The organism is Dellaglioa sp. L3N (assembly GCF_054941095.1).
This window is the reverse complement of record NZ_CM142928.1, coordinates 28082-50291: the sequence shown is the minus strand read 5'-3', so window position 1 is coordinate 50291 and position 22210 is coordinate 28082. Positions and strand designations below refer to the sequence as shown.

The window sequence follows — 22210 nt, the reverse complement described above, 5'->3', positions numbered from 1 at the left end:
TCAATGTTACCGAATTGATCACGATGTAGATAAATATTCTATTGCGAAAGAAATGATTAAATCTATTTTTAATGACAGCCGAGAGACCTACGGTCACAGACGCATCCAAATAATGTTAGACAAGCAATGCATTCATTTATCCCTAACAACAATATTAAAATTAATGAATCAAATTGGTATTAAAAATACGATTTACCGCAAACATACGAATAAATATAGTTCGTATAAAGGCCATATTGGGAAAATTGCGCCCAATATTGTTAATCAAAAATTTAATGAAGTTCTTCCTTATCATGTTTTACACACGGATGTTACCCAAAATAAACTTCAAAAGAATAAATGGGTTATATTTCTGCAGTCACTGATGAGGTTAGTCACGAAGTTCTAGCATTATCCATGAGTGAACATCCATCTAAGGCACTCATTTTTGATATGCTCAACCAGCTGAAAGAAAGAAGTCTTCCAATAAGTTTAAAACCTATAATACATTCTGACCAAGGATGTCATTATCAATGGAACGATTATCAAAATGAACTAAAAACCCTGAACTACGTTCAGAGTATGTCTCGGAAAGGAAACTGTTTAGACAACGTACCAATTGAAAGTTTCTTTGGTTTAATGAAGCGAGAATGCCTCAAACGTCAGGTTATTTATGATATTGAGGAACTAATTCAAGTAACAAATGATTATGTAGAATGGTTTAATAATAAACGGATTTCTTGTAAATTAAAAGGCATGACCCCGATAGAATATCGAAATCATGCCTTAGTTGCTTAATTAATATTTAAATGTCTAACTTTTTTGTTGCACTTCACTTTAGAGTTAGATTTTTTTTACCCATAATAGTTAATATTAAATCTGTATTCACTATTTCACTTCTATAAAAATGAATAGTAGACATGATCTGACTTTTAATATTGAAACTTAAAGCTTCCTAATTGTTCCACTGTTTCTGGATCATGAACGTTGCCAAACAAACTATTCTTTTCGTCTAAGTCGGCCATCCGCTGCATTTCTGCTTGGGTTAAATCGAAATCTGAGATTTGTGCGTTCTCAATAATCCGGGCTTCATGTACAGATTTAGGAATGACAACAATGTTCCGTTGATTAAGCCATTTTAAAATCACTTGACCGTTTGTTTTATTATGAGCTGTAGCGATATCTTTAATCACTGGATTTGTAAAAATACCCTTTTTCCCTTCTGCAAACGGTCCCCATGCTTCGGGGACAATATCATGATCCAGTAACCATTGAACCCGTTGCGGTTGCTGATAAAATGGATGTAGTTCAATTTGATTAACAGCCGGTTTAACTTCATTATGCATCATCAAATCTTGTAATCGATCATTTTCAAAATTTGCTACTCCCAATGCCTTCAATTTACCATCATGGTAAGCTGTTTCCATCGCTCGCCACGAACCGTAAATATCACCCAGAGGCTGATGAATCAAATATAGATCGATATAATCCAAGCCTAGTCGGTCTAAGGATGCTTGAATAGCTAATTTTGTCTGGTAGTCCCCTGCATCTTGAACCCATAATTTGGTCGTGACAAAAATTTCATTCCGTGCAATGCCACTTTCTTGGATAGCTGCCCCAACTGCACGTTCATTGCCATATGCGGCGGCTGTATCGATTAGTCGGTAGCCTTGTTTCAAAGCTGTTAAAACGGTATGTTTACACTCATCAAAATCTGGAATCTGAAAAACGCCAAAGCCTAATGTCGGCATTTTTAAACCGTTATTTAACATGATTTCATTTTTCATTGTAAAACTCCTATTCTGGGGTATTAATCCCTACACTGGCCCGATTATCTAAATGCGAGTTAATGACTAATTTAGTCACGTAAGCGGCAATACTATCTCTAGATATATCATGACCGCCAAATGGTTCACCTTTCTGAGTGATTTCATAATTAATGGGGCCATTATTGTACCAACCGGGCCGAATAATCGTGTAATTAAGATCTGACGCTTCAATCTGGTCCGCTGCTTGTCGAAATGGTTTTAAAATTGGATTATGATACGGTTCTGTTGAATTACCTAACCATGCTGGAATTTCTTGATAAATACCCATAGTCGTGATAAAAATTAGCCGGTTCACTTTCGTTTGTTCCATGGCCGCAATAATATGAGTAGCAAAATTTGCCATATCGCCACTCAAAGCGACAAAAACAAAGTCTTGGCCACTAATGGCTTGTTCCAACTGATTCTCATCAGTTGCACTACCTGCTATTGCTGTTTCACGGTCATTCACAAGTTTTAATCGATTGACATGTCGTGAATATAAAGTTAATTGAATGTCCGTTTTGGCTAACAACATTTTTCGAACAGCGTTCCCAATTGAGCCAGTTGCGCCAATAATTAAACCTTTTGCCATGTTATTGAGTCACCTCCGTGTGCCAAATAAAGTTTGAATTCCGTTCAGCAATATACCACTGATCATCAATTTTTTCATATTTATCCTGATAACGAACGCCTTCATTAGTTGTTACCGTTTGCCCTTGTTCATTTGTTTTAACTAAAATCACATAGTTATAAGCAACGCCGTCTGCATGATTAGCATCGATAAAATGAACGGTTTGCTGGCCACTCATATGAAAAACGGCTGAATAGGCATCCATTGACGAACTGAAAGCATTCACAATTTCTTGACGGCCATTCAATGTAAAGGTCACTTTACCGTCAGTGATAATGTTCACCTTACCGTTAGGCGTAAATAATTGGACCTGCTTCTCATTTTCCTTAGTATCAGAGTAATTTGAAAATAAATCGACAACTTCTTTTAAGGCTAACCGATCTGAAATTTCTTGTGTATTCATCATATTAATAGCTTCCTTTCTTGATAACAATTAAATTATTGCACGTTAAAGTTCTTAAAAAAATGGTCAATATTTTTAAAAAGGGGACTTATGCCACACCTGACCAACAATCGGCGCTTAAAATTACTTTAGCGCGGTTGTTTAAGCGGTTCTTTTCGAGTTAGATTGATGACAATGGCAATGACGACCAGAATCAAACCAATTAACATAATCAAATGCATGCCATTAAACAAAACTGTCCGCAACTGTGGTAATAGTTTTTTTGGTAATGATTGTGCTGCGCTGGCATCGGTTAATTGATTGATCATGCGCGATGTCATTCGTCCATTAACTTGGCTAGCAGTACTGAGGCTTAAAACGGCACCAAAAATTGCTGACATAAATGTCTGACCTAAGGTTCTAAATAACAATCCAAAAGTCGTCGAAATGCTGATTAAATCACGACGCACACCATCCTGTAACGAAACTTGCATTGGTGTAAATGACAACCCCATTCCTAAGCCATTAAAACCACCACTAACAAGCAGCCACCAATAAGGCGCAAATTGAGTTGCCATGACCATCGCTAATGCTGAGAGTAAGATACTAAAGCTACCGAACATGACAATTTTTTTATAGGAAAGTTTGCTCATTAAATGTGCGGTATACCGCGTTCCTACTAGCAATAATATTGAACCTGCAATCTGTGTTAACCCACCTAGTGTAGCATTAGTGCCTAACAGGCCTTGCGACCACATCGGCGCATATACACTGTAACCCATAAAGAACCCATTAATTAAAAACATAATGACATTTTGCGACTGAATCTGCCAATTTTTAAGTAATTCAATTGGAATTAATGCATTCTTTTGTCTTTTTTCAACTTGGTAAAAGACAAACATTAAAGCTAATCCCACAATTAATAACACTAAAGCCACCGTTAAGTTTGAAGCAATTGCATCACTAGCAAATAATAAGATGACAAGGGTCGAAATAAGCAAACCCGATCCTAAATAATCAAAATGTTCCTGAGCGCGGGCATGCTTACTTTCATGATATGAAAACTGTAATAATAAAAGGGAAATAATCCCAATTGGTAGATTAATAAAAAATATCCAATGCCAAGATAAAGTATCCACGAGCCAACCACCAATTAATGGGCCCACAACAGTGGATACGGTATAAAATGCGGTGACCCAGCCCAAAGCTCGGGCACGTTCAGCCGGATTAGCATATAAATCAGCATAAATAATGAATGGAATTGACACCATTCCACCAGCACCAATGCCCATCAAGGCCCGGGCAATGATTAACGTCACCATATTAGTGGCTAAACCACCTATAAATGAACTAACAATAAATAGGATAACTGAAATCTGAAATGTGATTTTATTACCAATCACTTCACCAATTCGACCCCATAAAACTGTTGTTACTGCTATTCCCAGCAAAAATACCGAACTAATCCAACCAATCAAACGAATCCCGTTTAGATCACTCGTGATTGCTGGTAAGGCTGTATTAACAATGGTAGCATCCAAACCACCCATAAAATTAGCAATTAATAATGCAATCGTTGCGATTGCCATTCTTCTCTTTGTCATCGTTTCTCCTCTTAATATATTGAAGTTTGTGATTCAATAATCTGCCAGCCGTGGTGACCTTTCGCCAATTTAAGCTTGGACTGTAGTGGCCACGTATTACGAAATCCATAGATGCGCGCCTCTAACTCGTTACGCATGATGACTTGAGCCTGATGACCAGTAATAACAACTTGAAATAGCACTTCATGGCTGCTAAAATAGTGCATTCTACCGAGTCGGATTTGTTGTAACCAATCTGCTTTGCTCTGAACCTGACCGGTGATGTGTACTAACTTCGCATCGGGGGCAATGACCTGATCAAGTAATACGAAATCCTTTTCCAGCATCCCTTGGACTTGTTGATGGACGATATGAGCTACTGCTCGCTCCTCATCAGTTTGAGTTATCATTTAATAACCTCCTTTACTTTGTTCGTTGCCGATGAACTTATTATGCCATGGATGGCGCAAGTCAAAAATGGGCGATATTTTTTTAAGCGTTACTTATGCCACCTTTTCACTAAATTAGGCGCATAAAATACAAAAATACGGTGATTATCCAGAATAAATTCTGTTAATCACCGTATTATATTAATAACTAGTCTAATTTTAAATAGCGTTCAACACCGCCTTGCATCAAATCAGCAGCAGCATTAATTACTGCTTCCAGTGGTTCTGTCTTGCCATTTTCAGCCCAGGCCGTATAAACTTTTAGTCCTGTTTGTTCAACAAAATCAATGAGAATCTTTTGCCGCCAGTTTTCTAATTGATTAAACTCCCACGATTGCCCCCACGTTTTAGTCATCACTTCATCAATCATTTGCTGCCGAATGCCCACGTAAGAACCTACTGAACAGGTGGTAATGCGGTCATATGCTTCACCTTGACTAGTAGAGTATGTAAAAAAGGTGGCCACACTTTTTCTCAAATCCCGTGGATATTGTAGGTTATCGATTTCTTTTAGATAGGCTTGTGAGTATTGCGCCTGTAATTCGATCAGTAAATCGTCCAATGTCGGATAATAGCGATAAAATGTTTTTTTATTAATTTGTGCCATTCTAGCTAATTCAGTAACGGTTATTTTTTGATAGTCTTTTTCACAAATTAACTGTTTAAACGCGTCGTAAATGCTGTTAATTGTTCGCTGAACGCGTAAATCTTGATATTGATTGATCTGCATTGTGCTTACCTCCAAAGTTAACTTAATACGTTAATTATACTTTAAAATAAGCCTAGCACAATTTTTGTTTATATGAACACCTTAGATTAATTATTAAAAAGAACTAAACTAATTTTTATACTTAGTCCTTTTATTAGGTAATACAATCATAAATACAGTAACAATTAATGCTAATAAATTAAATACACTAGCCCAGAGCATAGCATGATCAAATGACACTAGCGGGTTTTGAAAACTACTTGTTAAAACAGTAATAATTGCTAATCCAAAACTACCACCCAATTGATGTGCACTATTAATAACACCAGAAGAAGCACCCGCATCTTCTGGGTTAGTACCCTCAATCCCAATAGATGTCAATGGACTTAATAGCAGACCCTGTCCTAATCCTAATAAAATCATGGGTATTCCAATGCCTACCCAATAACCTAATGATTGATGAAAGAAAATAAATCCTACCAACCCTAGTAAATCTAATAAGATTCCAACAAATAAAGTTTCTGCTTCACCAAATTTTTGCGTTATTTCCGTTATTCTTAACGGAATTATGAACCCAATAATGGTTAGTGGAAAAAATGCAAAACCTGACATTAATGGCGTATATCCTAACGAACGTTGCATCATTTGAGGGATTAAAAACCAAAATGGAATTAAACCTCCCATTAACAAAAATCTAGCTAAATATGCCCCACTCCGTGTCGAACTTTTGAAAATTCTAAGTGGCATCAATGGTTGTGCAACATGTGCCTCCCACAAGATAAAAACAATCAAAATTCCAATTCCAATAATTAAACTAATTGCATTATATTTAGAACCTACAATTCCATAAACAACTAAGAAAGTCCCAATTACTGATAAAATACTTCCTAATCCATCTAATGAAATTGAAAATTGAGCTGATTTTTGTAATTTAAAATGCGCAATTATTAACATTAATAATGCAATTGGAAAGTTCATAAAGAAACCAACTCGCCAAGTAAGATAGCTAGCAAAAACACCACCTAAAATCAACCCAATGCTCGCACCAATTCCTGCTGTAGCGCCATAATACCCTACTGCTTTAGTCCGTGCAACCCCAGTATAATTATCCATTAAAAGTGCTAATGAAGTGGGTGCGATAATTGCTGCACCAATTCCTTGAATTGCTCGAAAACCTATAATTGTTATGACACTAGTTGACAAACCTACTAATAACGAAGAAATTCCAAAAACAATTAATCCAATATTAAAAATTTTGTTACGACCGAACACATCTCCTGCACGACCTGAAAATAATAACAATCCACCAAACGTTAATGAATATGCATTACTAACCCATGATAAATCACGAGTCGTTAAAGTTAAATCATGTGCAATTTGTGTCGCTCCAGTAAAAACAATTGAATTATCTAATAAAATCATAAAATAACTTACTAAAATTACCGTTAAAACTAAACTCTTATTTTTCATTTGTTAATTTCTCCCACAGCTTATTTGCTATTTATCTTATTTTTAAAGAATTTAAACGCCTAACTAAATTAATATTTGTTACATCAGCTATTCGCTTATTTGTATCTAATTTATTGATTATTTCAATTTCTGTTTCTGTTAATTTAAAATCAAAAATATCGATATTTTCTTTAATTCTAGCTTTGTGTGTTGATTTAGGAATCACTATAATTCCTAATTGTGTTTCCCAACGCAAAATTACTTGTGCTACTGTTTTATTATATTTTTGACCAATTTTAAATAAAGTGACATTGTTTAAAACGTCTCCACCATGTCCTAGTGGACTCCAAGCCTCTAATTGCACACCTGCTTCTTGGAGCACTATTTTATCTTTTTTTTGCTGAAATTCAGGATGAAATTCAATTTGATTTACTACTGGGATAATTTTATTATTAAGTATTAAATCAACTAATCGGTCCCCATTAAAATTGGAAACACCGATACTTCTAATTTTACCTGCTTGATATAACTCTTCCATCGCTTTCCACGAACCATAATAATTACCAAATGGCTGATGAATTAAATAAAGATCTAAATAATCAAGTTGTAAATTTTTTAATGATGTTTCAAATCCTTTTTTAGCCTTTTCGTATCCCGCATCTTGAATCCAAAGTTTAGTCGTAACAAATATTTCAGACCTAGGAACACCACTTCTTTTAATTGCTCGACCAACTGCTTCCTCGTTCATATATGCTGATGATGTATCAATAAGTCGATAACCTGCGTTAAGTGCCATTAACACACTTTCTTCACATTTTTCTAAGTCATCCATTAAGTACACACCTAACCCAAGCAAAGGCACCTTTACACCATTATTCAAAACAGTATATTCCATGATTGTAACCTCCTTTAATCTATCTGTAGACATATCTTAATACCTAGATAGTTGCTTTGGAAGTCTTCTTTTGCTACAATGGCATGTACCAAAAGGTTCAAACAGAAAGTAGGTCTTCATTTGTATAACAATCATTTAGATGCCTTTATTTTGACAGCTGATAGCGGTAGTTTTTCAAAAGCTGCTAAATTACTATTTATTTCCCCAAATGCACTCATTAAGCAAATTAATTTACTCGAAGCAGAATTAAAATTAATTTTATTTTACCGTAGCAATCGTGGTGTCACATTAACGCCTGTTGGTGAAAGTATTTATCGTGATTCCAAACGAATCATTGCCTTATCCAAACAAGCCATTGAAGTTGCACAAAATATTAATGATGCTGAACAAATAACAATAAAAGTTGGTAGTTCACTAATGTATCCAGCAAATCCTTTAATAAAATTATGGGTTAAGGTTAGTAATGAATATCCTAATATCAATTTAAAAGTCGTTTCAATTGATGACGATATAAATTTATTCACTAAAAAAAATACCAATATCGATATTTTTACCAGTTTATTTCCATCACACCGTCCTGATGGCTATAATACATTAGAATTTTCGCAAATTCCGCTAACATTAACTGTTCCACGAAATCATCCATTGTCTAAAAAGAAAAAAATTAAAATTCAAGACTTATATGGTGAAACTATTTTGGTCGTTAAATCTGGTAATACCAAAAGAATTGATGAACTAAAAGAGACCTTTAAAGTAAAGTACCCTCAAATCATTTTTGAAGAAATACCACCTTATAATCTCGATACATTAAATTATTGTGCTCATAGTGGTCTGCCTATGATTAGTACAAATTTATGGAAAGATATCCATCCACTTCTAGTTACTATCCCATGTGATTGGACCTACACAATGCCTTATGGCATTGTGTATTCTGAAAATCAAGCACCTAAAATCCAACAATTTATCAATATCATTCAAAAACAAATTAGTTAATTACTATTTAAAAAAATCATGCATTAAATTTCTAAATTAAAAAATAGCTATTTTGCAAATATTAAAGTGAAAGAAGTTAGTCAACAAGTCGTTTATCCTCAACAAGAAAGTAATTCAGTAAAAATATTCTAAAAAAGAAAACTAATTAATAAAGGCTCTTCGTCAACTGTTGTTGGTGAATAATATTATGAAGGTTCTAATCACTTATGGAGTGCCTCATAATTGTTAGACATAAGTCTAACGATTGTGAGGTATTTTTTTATGTCCAAGTATTCAAGTAGCCTGAAAGTAGAAATTGTTCAATTATATCTAGAAGATCATATTTCTTTAACTATTTTAGAACAAAAATATAACATTCCCAAAAGGTATATTCGTAAATGGGTTACCTTAACTAAGGTTCAAGGTATCGAAGTGCTAAGGGTTAAGCATAGTAGGCGTATTTTTAGTCTTGATTTCAAGTTAAATGTGGTACGCTATTATAAAACTCACGATGTGGGATATGGCATTACTGCTGCTAACTTCAATATTAATCCGTCTCAAGTTCATACTTGGAATAAATTATTTGATTTATATGGCAGCCAAGCCCTTGTCTCACGTCCTAAAGGACGTCTTACACCTATGAAAAAAAGCGATAAAAAGAAAGAGACCATTACGTTAACTGAAAAACAAAAATACGAAGAACGTATTTTACAATTGGAAGCCAAATTACATGATGCAGAATTGGATCGTGACTTTTTTAAAAAATTGCACGCCCTAAGAAGTGGCAAACAAATAGGGAAAAAACCCTAATTATTCGCAGTCTTAGGGATAAAACTGGTAATGCTTTGAAAGAACTCCTGACAAAATTTAAGGTTAAACGGTCAACTTATTACGATCAATGTTACCGAATTGATAACCACATAGATAAATATTCTGTTGCGAAAGAAATGATTAAATCTATTTTTGATGACAGTCGTGAGACCTACGGTCACAGACGTATCCAAATAATGTTGGACAAGCGAAATATTCATCTATCCCTAACAACAATATTAAAATTAATGAATCAAATAGGCATTAAAAATACGATTTATTGTAAACATACGGATAAATATAGTTCATATAAAGGTCATATTGGAAAAATTGCACCCAATATTGTTAATCAAAAATTTAATGAAGTTCTTCCTTATCATGTTTTACACACGGATGTTACCCAAATTAAACTTCAAAATAATAAATGGGGTTATATTTCTGCAGTCACTGATGAGGCTAGTCACGAAGTTCTAGCATTATCCATGAGTGAACATCCAGATAAGGCACTCATTTTTGATATGCTCAACCAGCTGAAAGAAAGAAGTCTTCCAATAAGTTTAAAACCTATAATACATTCTGACCAAGGATGTCATTATCAATGGAACGATTATCAAAATGAACTAAAAACCCTGAACTACGTTCAGAGCATGCCTCGGAAAGGGAATTGTTTAGACAACGCACCAATTGAAAGTTTCTTTAGTTTAATGAAGCGAGAATGTCTCAAACGTCAGGTTATTTATGATATTGAGGAACTAATTCAAGTAACAAATGATTATGTAGAATGGTTTAATAATGAACGGATTTCTTGTAAATTAAAAGGCATGACCCCGATAGAATATCGAAATCATGCCTTAGTTGCTTAATTAATATTTAAATGTCTAACTTTTTTGTTGCACTTCAGACTTTAAAAGTCTTACATAGGGGGATTTTTGTCTAAGATATAGCCTTAATTACCTGACAAGGTGAACCATATGCCAATTGATTGGCTGGTACATCTTTTGTAACCAAACTACCTGCTCCAATCACTGAATTGTCACCAATTATGACTCCTGGTAAAACAGTCACACCCGCACCTAGCCAAACATTTTTACCAATTGTCACTGGTAAATTATATTGCGCATTTTTCAATCTTAATGCTGGGTTCAACGGATGAGTTCCAGCAATTAAAGTCACATTGGGCCCAATCATCGTATCATCACCAATCGTTATTTGGGTATCGTCGACTAAAGTTAGATTAAAATTAGCATAGACTCGCGCACCGATAAACGTATTTTTGCCCCAATTTGCATGAAGTGGCTGCAATAATATCGTTTCTTCACCAACATCACCCATAAACTTTTTTAATAACTGCTGCTTTTCGCTACTTTTACTAGGTAATAGTTGATTATATTCAAATATCCAATCCGTATATTGCGCTTGTTCTTGATTAATAGCAGCATTTTCATAATAAATTTCGCCGCTATCCATCCGTTTTTTAATTTCTTCTGTGTCCATTTGATACCCTCCTAACTAAAGCGAAAACTCTCCCATTCAATCAATTTTAATACTATTATTTTCTGTTCTCTCTTCCTAATCGTACCTTACCCGCTGTCCTACTCTTTTTGAACTCTTCATAATAGTGATTGAACCATCTCAATATTGTCTCTTCACTCACATCGAGTGTCTCTTCAGCATCCTCTGTGAAATTTTCCCAAGCATCTGGATTTCGGCGTGCAATTTCTTTTCTAAGTGTCACAATAAGTGGTTTTAACTTTTCTCTGTCTTTGTGTGACATCTTCAAAAAGGCTTCGGCACCTTTTGAATCCATTTGACTAACACCTGTGAATTCACTATTATCCGCGCTATTAGCAATAAATGAACGAATTGGAATCACAATAAAGAAAATCAACGTTATTTTTGGAAAAAACCAACCTAATAGAATTAAAGCTAGCAATAAAAATCCTGTTTCTGTATTATGTTTACCGTAAATAGCCACATAAACTTTTTGCATATCAGATTTTTCTGTATATTTCTGATGAATAATAGCTTTTGCTATTACTCTGAACAGAAAAATAATAATAACGTACAAAATCCCATACATTGTAACCGTTTCTCTAACTGTATCAGTTGTCATCAATCGTGTAAATGTAGGAATTAACGATAAAAACATCATTAAAATCAAATCCATAACAATAATTTGATTTGATACTTCATCGACTTCCGCAAAGGCAACTGCATGTTGATACCAAATGTTGGCAACAAAACAAAAACTAACAATGAAAATACCAATCGTCTGAAATAAATCAGTAAAATTAATTTGTCCATTTTTTACTTCAATGGGCATTTCTAATACCATAATCGTAATAATAATTGCAATAATAGCATCACTCAGCGTATCCAGTCTTTCTTTAATCTTCATATCTAACTCCTTTAACATATTTATCCTATGAACCACTAGCAAATAGTCTAGTAAACACTACCATTTTTAACACACATTGTAAAACAATAAAAAAGCTTTGAATCAGGAGTTAACTCCGAATTCAAAGCTTCTTAATTTATAATTTAAATTTTAGTACCAACCATTTGATAACCAGAATGATTTAGCAGCACTCCATGAACCGTAACGACTTGTTACGTAGTTGTTAGCAACTTTTTCTTGGTTTGCAGCTGAGTAATCACCGTTTAAGTATGATGCGCCTAATTGGTATTTACCAACGTATTGACCATTTCTAGCTGAGTATGAACCACCAGACTCCTTGTTAGCAATCCATGCTTTAGCACTTGAATCACTTGATGTTGCAGCATTAGCAGTACTTGGTGCAGCTTGGCTTGTTGTTGCTGCTTTTGGTGCACTTGTATTTGCTGAAGCTGTGTTTGTTGATGTTGTTGTAGCTGCTTTAGCTGTGTTTGCAGTACTTGATGCAGTATTTGTTGTTGCTGCTTTAGCAGCTGTATCTGTATTAATTGTTAATTGTTCGCCAACATAGATAACGTTAACATGGCTAATGTTGTTTTCTTTAGCAATTGTGCTAACACTAACATCATTAGATGTTTTGCTTGCGTATGATGCTGAGATTTCGTTAAGTGTATCACCTGATTTTACAGTATAAACGTCAGCGTCTGCTGCTTTAACAAGACCAAAGCCTGCTGCTACTGTTGCTACCATTGCTACTGAAAATTTTGTCATCTTTGTATTTAATTTCATTATATGAAGTTCTCCTTTAATGTTAACCGATTTTATTTAATTTATCTTTATATGCCATTTATCTTACGAGGTTCATACTATCAGTTACCTTTTACATAAGCATTTCAGTCAAATATCATTATCTTGAATTATTGTAATATAACTAGCATTTTGTAATAAACATCGCTCCATTAAAAATTATTTTCATCTTACTATCCTTATAAAAACAGTCTTTATAAAAAAAATTCAATTATTTTTTATATGACAAAAAGCAATGATATTTGCCCTAAAAATAATTTAATAATCTTGTTTTTTTTACTTGTTTTATCAAAAAAAGTATTATCAGCAATGATTCTTGCCAATAATACTTTTAAAATTTCACTTGATTACGTTGTGTCCAAGTATCTAAACGAGCACTTTGAATCACAATTCCATTTAGCAAATGTCATACGCTATCCCCCTTAGTTTCAAAATACCTAACCGTATCCTATATCGATTTTTCTTCATTATGTGTAAACAGAGATAACGTAACTAAAGGATTCATTTGACAACATCGTTTAAAAAGATTACGATGTTTTTGTAGGTTAGTGAATACTTACTCACTTTTAAAATGGAGGTTATTATTTATGAACAAACCAATTATTCAATTAACAGATCTATCAAAATCATTTAACAAACATGTTGTTTTAGATCATATTTCAACAACTGTAGAAGAAGGCACAATACTGGGGCTAATCGGTCCTTCAGGTGCTGGAAAATCAACTATTATTCAATTATTACTTGGGGCAGAAAAAGCTGATAGTGGTACGGCAACCGTCTTTAATCAAGTTATGCCTAATCGTAAACTACTAGGAAATATTGGTTATATGGCTCAAAGTGATGCCTTATATGAACAACAATCTGGCCGAGAAAATTTAATCTTTTTCGGTCGAATGAAAGGTATCGCTAAACAAGACATACAATCTAATGTTGAACATGTCACAAAAGTAGTTGATTTAGGAGAAGCACTAGATCAGCGTGTGTCTGGGTACTCTGGCGGTATGAAACGTCGTCTTTCACTTGCTATTGCCCTCATTGGTAATCCAGATTTAATTATCTTGGATGAACCAACGGTTGGTATCGATCCCGCTCTTCGTCGCCATATTTGGCAGGAACTCCATCGATTAAAAAATGAAGGCCGTACTATTCTTGTTACAACTCATGTTATGGATGAAGCTGAATTAGTTGATCGTGTTGCCATGTTATTAAATGGTCATTTGCTCGCAGATGACACTCCCGAAAAATTAAAAAATAAGTATCACGTCACTTCAATTGAAGCCGTCTTTTTAAAGGTCGAGGAGGAAAATAAATGAGAACTTTAATCATTGCCAAACGTGTTTTAACTGAATTGTTAAGAGATAAACGTTCCTTAGCGCTCATCTTTATTGCACCATTACTTGTTCTAACATTAATGAATTTTGCGTTTAATGATAATTCAGCACAATCAACTAAGATTGGGACTGTCTCTGTCTCAAAGACATTAAATCAAAAATTAGACCAAAAAAACATCATTATTAAAAAATATTCAACCATCAAACAAGCTAATAAAGCACTTAAAAAGGACCATATCGACTCATATATTAGCCAATCTGGTCAAAAATTATCTGTTACTTATGCAAATGTTGATGCTAGTAAGACAGCTGCAACGAAAATAGCTATCAAAACAGCTGCCGGTTCTGTTCAACAAGAAAAAATCAAAAAAGCCTTAACGACTTTAACAAAAAACTTACCTGCTTCACCTAAAGTAAAAACAGCTGAACCTTTATCACTCAAAAATCACTATGTTTACGGCGATAAAGATACCTCTTACTTTGATAAAATGTTACCAATATTGATGGGATTCTTCGTTTTCTTCTTTATTTTCCTAATCTCTGGTATGTCTCTATTGAAAGAACGAACATCTGGCACCCTTGATCGTTTATTGGCAACACCCGTTAAACGGTCAGATATTGTCTTTGGTTATATGCTTAGTTATAGCATTTTAGCCTTTTTACAAACTGTATTAATTGTCTTATTTACAGTCAAAATCCTATCCGTCGACATTTTAGGTAGTATCTGGTCAGTTATTACCATTAATTTATTATTATCACTAGTTGCTTTAGCATTCGGTATTTTAATGTCGACTTTTGCAAAATCAGAATTCCAATTAATGCAGTTTATTCCTATTATTGTTTTACCTCAAGTATTTCTATCTGGCATTATTTCCCTAGATTCGATGCCTCATTGGCTTCAATATTTTTCATATATCTTACCAATGAGATATGCTGGCGAAGCTTTAACTGGCGTTATCATGCATGGTTATCACTTACTAACGGTCTGGCCTATGTTGGTCGCATTATTAATTTTCTTGATTGTTTTACTCATTTTGAATATTATTGGGTTGAAACGTTATAGAAAGGTTTAGGTATTCAAATGGAAAACATTAAAAATGATTGGATTTCTGATAAAAGTATTCCAAATGGAAAAAGAGCTGTTCTATTAGCTGGTTTAGCCCTATTTTCAGCTCAAGGATTTGATAATACCTCAACTTCAGAACTTGCAGCTGAAGCACAAGTCAGCGAGGCAACTATTTACAAATATTTTAAAACAAAACGTGACTTATTATTAGCGATTATCGATCCAATGATAGCTAATTTTATTCCAAAATCGTTATCCTCTCTTCAATTGGAAATCAAAGAAATAGAGTTAACATTGGACTCATTCATTCACTTTTTTGTCCAAAATCGTTGGGATTTTTTGAAACAAAACCATGAAGCTATCCAAATTTTAATTACAGAAATTTTAACAGATTCAACAATTAAACAACTTTTCATTGAAACAATGAGTAACTATACACCATTTCTTAAAAATATTTTATTACACCTATTGAAACAAAATAATAAGCTGAATCCCAAATTAACAGCAGCCGATTTTGCTCGAACAATTATAGGCTTTCTACTCACCTACTTTATGCAAGTTAATCTTTTTAGTGTAGAAGCAATTAAAACAGAAGAACAGACTTTAATTACCATTGAAATGCAGATTATCCGAGCTTTAACTTAAATCTCTTAAAAAATAGTGTATGAAAACGCAACAGTTTTCATACACTATTTTTTTAGGCTCTTCATTAAGTATTGTTGACCTAAAATTTCACTTGATCATGTTGTGTCCAAGTATCTAAACGAGCGCTTTGGATCACAATTTCGTATATAATTTCATCTTCTATATCTTCGTCAGATAACCCACCCATGAATCCTGGTACCTGTTCACGATATAAATCTGCTAAATCCGCTAATTTGTACGTTGACCCCTTAACACTCAATCGATTACTAGCAATAGTCATCCCAGTACTCGTTGGAATTGTATTTATAGCTGCTTTACCTAAATCAAGTTCAGCAATTTTTGGTGTCTCTTTATATTTCACTTCTACACATCCAATTAACAGTACTCCATCTTCTTTAGAATATATTATTCTAAAATAATCGAATTTGCTGTTCTCTATAATTTTAGAGCCATATTTATCTCACATGAACCATTAATAAATCTTTATTTTTAAATAACCTGCAGCTTTATGCTACTATCAAAGTAATTAATAAATCTTAACATTAGGGGTCATTCAAAATGAAACAATTACATTACGATACAATTATCATTGGTGCTGGACCTGGTGGTCTCTCTGTTGCTTTTGATTTAAGTCAAAAACAATCTATTCTAATCGTTGAAAATGATCTTTGGGGAGGTACTTGTCCTAATCGAGGTTGTGATCCTAAAAAAATGCTTTATTCTGCCGTTGAAACTAAGCAACGACAAGAAGCAATGCAAGGATTTGGTTTGACTGGTGGTTCTACCATTAACTGGCCGGAATTAATGGCCTTTAAATCAGCTTATACAGACAACGTCCCTACAAATACTTTAGCCGGTCTATCTGCCTCAAATATCGAAACCGTGCACGGATCAGCCAAATTCATTTCAGAATCAGCAATTAAAGTAAATGAATCAACTTATACCGCTGATCACTTTGTCATTGCGACTGGTCAATCACCCGTAATACCAGACATTTCCGGACATGATTTCTTAAAAACAAGCACAGATTTCTTATCTCTCAAAGAAATTCCAGCAAAAATTGCTTTCATCGGTGCTGGTTACGTTTCAATTGAACTCGCCAATATCGCAAGGGCCGCAGGGGCAGAAGTTCATATCATTCAACATAATGACCAAATTTTACGCGAATTTCCAACCGAATATACGGAACGTCTTATCAATCGTTTAAAGAATAATGGCATCCAATTTCACTTTAATACTAACGTAACTGAAGTGACCAATCATCGATTATTGGGTGACAACGGCCTAGACTTAACCGTTGACCTAGCCATTTCAGCATTGGGTCGTCACCCCAACATCAACTCCCTGAATTTACCTGTTTCTGGGGTGAAATCAGATTCACATGGTATCATCGTGGATAATCATTTAGCAACGACTAATAAGCAAATTTACGCTATTGGAGACGTTATTTCACGTAAACAACCTAAGCTGACACCTGTTTCTACGTTTGAGGGGCACTATGTTGCGAAAGAATTACTTAGCGCCGACAATCATGCGATTACTTACCCACCAATCCCCGTCACTGTTTATGCGAGTCCACAACTTTCTCAAGTTGGGATCACTATCGAACAGGCTCAAAAAGAACCCGAACGATATGACATTAGAACGCAAGATACAACCAAATGGTACACATTCAATCGCATTAAAGAACCAACAGCATCTGTCACAACTATTTTTGATAGCTCAACAACTTTACTAGTTGGCGCCGTTGTTTATGCCACTATCGCTGAAGAATTAATCAATTATTTAACGCCACTCATTGCGAATAAAACAACTAAATCAGACGTGGATAAGCTCATTTTTGCTTACCCAACACCAGCAAGTGATTTAGATTACTATCTATAAAAAATAAAACGAGATTAAAAGAAAAATTTTCTTTTAATCTCGTTTTTTGTTTTGTTTTTTTCGTTTTAATTCGTTATTAATTGAACGTATGTTTAAAACAGTCGCAATATGTAACATTAGCCATACGATAATATACATAACTGTTATTTCAATCACAAAAACAACCGGGCTACCTAGTATCACTGTTATATTCGTACTCAATCCAACAATCAGGATTACACCTAAATAATGAATCACTAATGCAACCCAATAATTTAACCGTTCACTATCAAAAATCATTGATAAAATACCAATTAACGCACTAATTATCAGAGTTGTTATAATATCTTTTGGCGTCATAACAACCGGCTTCATTCGAATCAATAAGAATAATAAATAGACAAATGATCCAAGTAATAATCCAGCTGACATATGACGCATAATACTTTTTATTATCATTTATTTATCCTCACATTCTTAATTGTCGACGAAGTTCCGGCAGATATTTGCGACTAACAATAAGTTTAAGTTGATTCGTCATAAATGCTGTCATATTCCCTGAAAATGCTGCTTCTAATGACTCCAACTGATTAATATTAATAACGGTACTCTTTGATACTTGAATAAAATCATGATTATTCAACCGTTCAATCATCGTTTTTAACTGACCTTTTACTGAATAATTCTTCACTATTGTATGAATCGTCAGTTCACTGCCGTATACTTCAATCGCTAAAATCTCACTTGTTTGCACCATAACAACGCGATCCTCAACCGTGATTGGAATCATACCAACCTGTGTGTTCAAATTTTCTAATTGTTGTAAAATTTTTAACACATCATGAGAAAGAGCGTTTGCTTGAAGATTAATCACAATTTCATCATCATTCAATTCATCATTTTGTTCAAAATTAATCTTCAAGTTACATCCTCTCTTTCTTAACGTTATTTGTTAATTATACGCTACTTACAACCACGCGACGACTACCACGAGCTAAACTAAGTGACACAACTATAAAGATTATCGTGAAGGCTCCTAGGATGAAACAATTCTGCTGAATACTCGTTAATTGATTCAAATTAATGCCAATTCCCATTAGCTTTTTAAAATGTAATACCGTGCCTACAGAAGCATTTTTAAAAGACACATTTAATTGGTGAGTGACTAAAATTTGCCTAAATATTGCGGCATTATAAGGTGCTGGTGTTAATTTCATGATAAGTTGAGCTGTATGCGGTACCAGTCCAACCGGCATATATACACCCGCAAAGAAACCAGATGCAGTCCCAATAATTGTATTAATTTTACCCAATGAATCAACTTTTTTTACAAATGAAAATAATAGTAAATTAAATGTCGTCCAAACTAAACTACTCAATATGATTGTTCCTAAAATAGGTACAATTGTGTTGAGTTGAAAAGATAGACCATCTGTAACATTGAAATAAATTCCCATCCCTAACAACATCACGATTTGCATAATAATACCAATTAAAATTGCACTCACAAAATAACTAATCTGAATGCCAACGTAAGAAATATCTGTTAGAAATAAATCAGATAATGCCCCATTTTCGCGATCTTTAATCATTTGACCCAACCCATGGGATGTCGCAGCTATTGCTGTTACAACTAAGGTTCCACTGATTAACCAAGGATCCATTAATAATTTGGCATCAGGTACACTGGACCAACTCGCTATCATATTTTGTTTCAAAAAAATAAGATATAACACAAATGAAATTAAGGCTCCCAATAATGAAAAAATGACCCCACTACGATTACCAAAATATAAACTCAAATGACGTTTAATTAAGCTTTGCATGTTAACGAATCTCCTTTCCAGTTAATGCCAAAAATATATCGTCCATGTTGCCATGACGAAATTCAAAATGAGTCATAAAGGGTTCAATTTTCTGTAACAACATAATGACCTCATGTTCTTTAGGAACTTTAACCAATAAACATCCCTTTTCTTGAACAACATCCCAAGAAGGATCCAATTCAGCTAACACAGCCTCTTTTTGATTTGATTCTATCGTTAGTAAATTTTGCGCATAGGTCTCTTTTAAGTGGCTAACGGTATCATGCGCAATGACTTCCCCGTGATCAATAACATAAACGAAATCAGCTTCCTCAGCCTCTTCCAAGTAATGCGTTGTTAAAATGATGGTCAATCCTTGTGTGTCACGTAATTGGTTTAACGTTGCCCAAATCACCTTTCTCGTTTGAATGTCTAAACCGGTAGACGGTTCATCAAGAAATAATAAATCCGGTTGGTGGACAAGCGCTCTAGCAATATCAACACGTCGTCTTTGCCCGCCAGATAATGTATCATAACGTTGATCCAAAATGGTTGTTAATCCGAAATCAACAATCAATTTCTTTTCATTAGCCAAATCAATATTCTGATACATTCTTGCACGACTTTGTATATTTTGTCGAACTGTTTGTTGTCCATCTAAGACACTATTTTGAAAGACAACGCCAATTTTATGATGATATTCTTTTTGTTCTGGTTTTAGTCCAGCCAATCTAATTTCACCAGCTGTTGCTTGAATCAACCCCGTTAACATATTAATGGTGGTTGATTTACCTGCCCCATTTGGCCCAAGCAAAGCAATTAATTGCCCTTCTTTTACAGTTAAATCAATATGATTAACAGCTACTTTTTCACGATACGTTTTACTTACAGATTTTACAGTTAATAATGTCATAAAAAAATCCTCCCTTTACTGAATGACCTAAGTCTATTCTCAAAAGGAGGATTTGTGATTCATATTAGGTTAAGTGGTTCCAAAAGAGCACTAAGTGGTTTTGAAAACGAATCAACATCCGAGCATTAACTTTTTTAAATCGTTTGTTTTTTTACTCGTGCTTGAACCCACAAGTTAAATATTAAAACAGCAACTAATAACAATGTCGCAATTAACATAATATTATGTAAGCCTTCGTACATGATTTGGCGCATTGCGGGCAATAATTTCTCAGGAAGTGCTGAAACACTTTTTGAATCGCTTAATTTATTTAACATAGCCATCGAAATTTTGCCATGAGATTGCTGAATCCCTTTTGATAATGCATTATTGAGGACAACACCATAAATTGATGACATAAATGTTTGACTTAAAATACGTAACAAGTAGGCAAATGAAGTCGCTATTGGCACGTCTCGACTTTCAGCATCTTGCTGAACGCTAAGTTGCAGCACATTGAAACACATCCCTAACCCAAATCCTTCAAAAGCACCCATTAACAAAAGATACCAAAGAGGTATTGTGACACCAACAAATAACATCCCTACAAAAGAAACAATAAAACTAATCGTTCCAATTGTAATAACACGATATTTGCCTAAACGTGGCGTCATCGTTGGTCCTGTCAATGAACCAACCAAATTGGTCATTGCTCCTGGAATTTGCGTGGCGCCTCCAATTAATGCACTCATACCAAGCAGGCCTTGCGCCCACATCGGAATATAAATGTTAAATGAGATAAATGCACCCCATAAAAGAGCAAACAAAATAAAATCAACAATCAATTTCTTATTTTTAAATAATCGATTTGGAATAATGGGATCAATCGCTTTATCTTCAACTTTAAATAAGACGCCAAGTAATACAATTCCGGCGATGATTAAGCCAGCAATTAGCCCCGTTGAACCAACACCAATCATTTGAATCCCCGTTAATAATGTCACTAAACTGACAATCATCATACCAGCACCCAAGTAGTCAATATTACCTTTTTGACGTTTTTTAATTTTTTCTTTGAAGAAAAATTGAATTGATATAATCGAAATAAACGCAATTGGGACGTTAATATAGAAAACCCAATGCCAACTAAAAGTATCAACAATCCAACCACCAATTAAGGGGCCAATAATTGAAGCAATACTATAACTGGCAGTTGCATAACCAATCACTTGCGACCGTTTCTTGATATTCTCATAGATATCAGCATAGATGATAAAGGGAATTGTATTCATCCCTCCAGCACCAATACCCATAACTGCTCGCGCAACTAGGAAAAAGACAATATTACCTGATATTGCTTGAAAAATAGCACCAACTGCAAATAATAAAGTCGCTAATTGATACGCACCACGATTTCCGATTCGTTCCCCCAATTTACTCCAAAGTGGTGTGGCAACTGCCATCCCCAATAGAAAGACGGCAACAATCCACCCCATATATTGGATGCCGTGCAAATCGCTGACAATTGAAGGTAACGCGGTATTAATAATTGTTCCATCGAGACCGGCCATTGTATTAGATAGCAGCAAGGCTATGGTGACGATAATTAGATTCCTTTTGTTCATAACTTCTCCTTTTTATGCGACTCACTCAAAATGATTATCCTATTTATAACTATACGCCTTTGAGTGAACTCTAAAGCAAGAAAAAATTTTTAATCGATAACTTTCAAAGGGTTC

Annotated in this window: 26 protein-coding genes; 9 read left to right on the top strand and 17 right to left on the bottom strand. The window is 34.4% G+C overall.

Translation table 11 applies throughout. From position 1 onward, the window contains the following. The first annotated feature begins 52 nt into the window (after positions 1-52). Both ACVPPR_RS00250 and ACVPPR_RS00245 read left to right on the top strand, forming a co-directional pair. Complete coding sequence (locus ACVPPR_RS00250) at positions 53-388, top strand: IS3 family transposase (RefSeq protein ID WP_462304287.1); 336 nt, start codon at positions 53-55, stop codon at positions 386-388. Further along, positions 340-777: a transposase gene (locus ACVPPR_RS00245; protein WP_462304286.1), complete on the top strand. Its 438-nt coding sequence runs from the start codon at positions 340-342 to the stop codon at positions 775-777. Before ACVPPR_RS00250 ends, ACVPPR_RS00245 begins: the two co-directional genes overlap by 49 nt. A gap of 134 nt (positions 778-911) precedes the next feature. Here the strand turns inward: ACVPPR_RS00245 and ACVPPR_RS00240 are convergent, their stop codons facing one another. The 8 genes from ACVPPR_RS00240 to ACVPPR_RS00205 all read right to left on the bottom strand — a co-directional run bounded on the left by ACVPPR_RS00240 (position 912) and on the right by ACVPPR_RS00205 (position 7885). Continuing rightward, positions 912-1766 carry an aldo/keto reductase gene (locus tag ACVPPR_RS00240; protein ID WP_462304285.1) on the bottom strand — a complete coding sequence of 285 codons (855 nt, stop codon included), beginning with the start codon at positions 1764-1766 and terminating at the stop codon, positions 912-914. A gap of 10 nt (positions 1767-1776) precedes the next feature. Next, positions 1777-2379 (bottom strand): NAD(P)H-binding protein, encoded by a 603-nt coding sequence (locus tag ACVPPR_RS00235; protein WP_462304284.1) that lies wholly within the window; start codon positions 2377-2379, stop codon positions 1777-1779. A 1-nt stretch (position 2380) separates the two neighbouring features. Then, a complete protein-coding gene (locus ACVPPR_RS00230) occupies positions 2381-2824 on the bottom strand; it encodes a nuclear transport factor 2 family protein (protein WP_462304283.1) in 444 nt (147 codons plus the stop codon). 125 nt (positions 2825-2949) lie between these two features. Then, entirely contained in the window at positions 2950-4404 is a 1455-nt protein-coding gene (locus tag ACVPPR_RS00225; protein WP_462304282.1) for an MFS transporter, read from the bottom strand. An 11-nt stretch (positions 4405-4415) separates the two neighbouring features. Next, on the bottom strand, positions 4416-4793 hold the full coding sequence (locus ACVPPR_RS00220; protein WP_462304281.1) for a nuclear transport factor 2 family protein: 378 nt from the start codon (positions 4791-4793) through the stop codon (positions 4416-4418). 187 nt (positions 4794-4980) lie between these two features. Further along, positions 4981-5562, bottom strand: a complete 582-nt coding sequence (locus tag ACVPPR_RS00215; RefSeq protein ID WP_462304280.1) for a TetR/AcrR family transcriptional regulator — start codon at positions 5560-5562, stop codon at positions 4981-4983. 108 nt (positions 5563-5670) lie between these two features. Next, on the bottom strand, positions 5671-7011 hold the full coding sequence (locus tag ACVPPR_RS00210) for an MFS transporter (RefSeq protein ID WP_462304279.1): 1341 nt from the start codon (positions 7009-7011) through the stop codon (positions 5671-5673). Between the two features lie 31 nt (positions 7012-7042). After that, complete coding sequence (locus ACVPPR_RS00205) at positions 7043-7885, bottom strand: aldo/keto reductase (RefSeq protein ID WP_462304278.1); 843 nt, start codon at positions 7883-7885, stop codon at positions 7043-7045. Between the two features lie 120 nt (positions 7886-8005). Here ACVPPR_RS00205 and ACVPPR_RS00200 point away from each other — a divergent pair, with 120 nt between their 5' ends. From ACVPPR_RS00200 to ACVPPR_RS00190, 3 genes are all read left to right on the top strand, one after another. Continuing rightward, complete coding sequence (locus ACVPPR_RS00200) at positions 8006-8878, top strand: LysR family transcriptional regulator (RefSeq protein ID WP_462304277.1); 873 nt, start codon at positions 8006-8008, stop codon at positions 8876-8878. A 261-nt stretch (positions 8879-9139) separates the two neighbouring features. After that, positions 9140-9667, top strand: coding sequence for a transposase (locus tag ACVPPR_RS00195; protein ID WP_462304276.1), 528 nt, complete (start codon positions 9140-9142; stop codon positions 9665-9667). Between the two features lie 35 nt (positions 9668-9702). After that, on the top strand, positions 9703-10530 hold the full coding sequence (locus ACVPPR_RS00190; RefSeq protein ID WP_462304275.1) for an IS3 family transposase: 828 nt from the start codon (positions 9703-9705) through the stop codon (positions 10528-10530). Between the two features lie 70 nt (positions 10531-10600). Here the strand turns inward: ACVPPR_RS00190 and ACVPPR_RS00185 are convergent, their stop codons facing one another. From ACVPPR_RS00185 to apf, 3 genes are all read right to left on the bottom strand, one after another. After that, positions 10601-11161 carry a sugar O-acetyltransferase gene (locus ACVPPR_RS00185; RefSeq protein WP_462304274.1) on the bottom strand — a complete coding sequence of 187 codons (561 nt, stop codon included), beginning with the start codon at positions 11159-11161 and terminating at the stop codon, positions 10601-10603. A 55-nt stretch (positions 11162-11216) separates the two neighbouring features. Beyond that, positions 11217-12065 (bottom strand): TMEM175 family protein, encoded by an 849-nt coding sequence (locus ACVPPR_RS00180; RefSeq protein ID WP_462304273.1) that lies wholly within the window; start codon positions 12063-12065, stop codon positions 11217-11219. 150 nt (positions 12066-12215) lie between these two features. Beyond that, complete coding sequence (gene apf / locus ACVPPR_RS00175) at positions 12216-12851, bottom strand: aggregation-promoting factor (protein WP_462304272.1); 636 nt, start codon at positions 12849-12851, stop codon at positions 12216-12218. Positions 12852-13456: 605 nt separating this feature from the next. On the opposite strand from apf, the gene ACVPPR_RS00170 reads away from it, so the two are divergent. The 3 genes from ACVPPR_RS00170 to ACVPPR_RS00160 are packed head-to-tail and all read left to right on the top strand — an operon-like array spanning position 13457 to position 15911. Next, complete coding sequence (locus tag ACVPPR_RS00170; protein ID WP_462304271.1) at positions 13457-14182, top strand: ABC transporter ATP-binding protein; 726 nt, start codon at positions 13457-13459, stop codon at positions 14180-14182. After that, positions 14179-15273 carry an ABC transporter permease gene (locus tag ACVPPR_RS00165; RefSeq protein WP_462304270.1) on the top strand — a complete coding sequence of 365 codons (1095 nt, stop codon included), beginning with the start codon at positions 14179-14181 and terminating at the stop codon, positions 15271-15273. Before ACVPPR_RS00170 ends, ACVPPR_RS00165 begins: the two co-directional genes overlap by 4 nt. An 8-nt stretch (positions 15274-15281) precedes the next feature. After that, the gene (locus tag ACVPPR_RS00160) at positions 15282-15911 is read left to right on the top strand and encodes a TetR/AcrR family transcriptional regulator (protein ID WP_462298473.1); all 630 of its coding nucleotides are present in this window, start codon (positions 15282-15284) and stop codon (positions 15909-15911) included. Between the two features lie 79 nt (positions 15912-15990). On the opposite strand, the gene ACVPPR_RS00155 is transcribed toward ACVPPR_RS00160, so the two are convergent. Continuing rightward, positions 15991-16272 carry a hypothetical protein gene (locus ACVPPR_RS00155; RefSeq protein WP_462304269.1) on the bottom strand — a complete coding sequence of 94 codons (282 nt, stop codon included), beginning with the start codon at positions 16270-16272 and terminating at the stop codon, positions 15991-15993. 197 nt (positions 16273-16469) lie between these two features. Between ACVPPR_RS00155 and ACVPPR_RS00150 the strand changes: the two genes are divergently transcribed. Beyond that, positions 16470-17795, top strand: coding sequence for a dihydrolipoyl dehydrogenase family protein (locus ACVPPR_RS00150; RefSeq protein WP_462298475.1), 1326 nt, complete (start codon positions 16470-16472; stop codon positions 17793-17795). 33 nt (positions 17796-17828) lie between these two features. On the opposite strand, the gene ACVPPR_RS00145 is transcribed toward ACVPPR_RS00150, so the two are convergent. The 5 genes from ACVPPR_RS00145 to ACVPPR_RS00125 form a co-directional block, all read right to left on the bottom strand. After that, a complete protein-coding gene (locus ACVPPR_RS00145) occupies positions 17829-18233 on the bottom strand; it encodes a DUF3021 family protein (RefSeq protein WP_462298476.1) in 405 nt (134 codons plus the stop codon). Positions 18234-18243: 10 nt separating this feature from the next. Beyond that, entirely contained in the window at positions 18244-18696 is a 453-nt protein-coding gene (locus tag ACVPPR_RS00140; RefSeq protein WP_462298477.1) for a LytTR family DNA-binding domain-containing protein, read from the bottom strand. 34 nt (positions 18697-18730) lie between these two features. Beyond that, a complete protein-coding gene (locus ACVPPR_RS00135) occupies positions 18731-19600 on the bottom strand; it encodes an ABC transporter permease (protein ID WP_462298478.1) in 870 nt (289 codons plus the stop codon). A 1-nt stretch (position 19601) separates the two neighbouring features. Beyond that, a complete protein-coding gene (locus ACVPPR_RS00130) occupies positions 19602-20492 on the bottom strand; it encodes an ABC transporter ATP-binding protein (RefSeq protein WP_462304268.1) in 891 nt (296 codons plus the stop codon). Between the two features lie 134 nt (positions 20493-20626). Beyond that, on the bottom strand, positions 20627-22096 hold the full coding sequence (locus tag ACVPPR_RS00125; protein WP_462298480.1) for an MFS transporter: 1470 nt from the start codon (positions 22094-22096) through the stop codon (positions 20627-20629). Positions 22097-22210 lie beyond the last annotated feature (114 nt).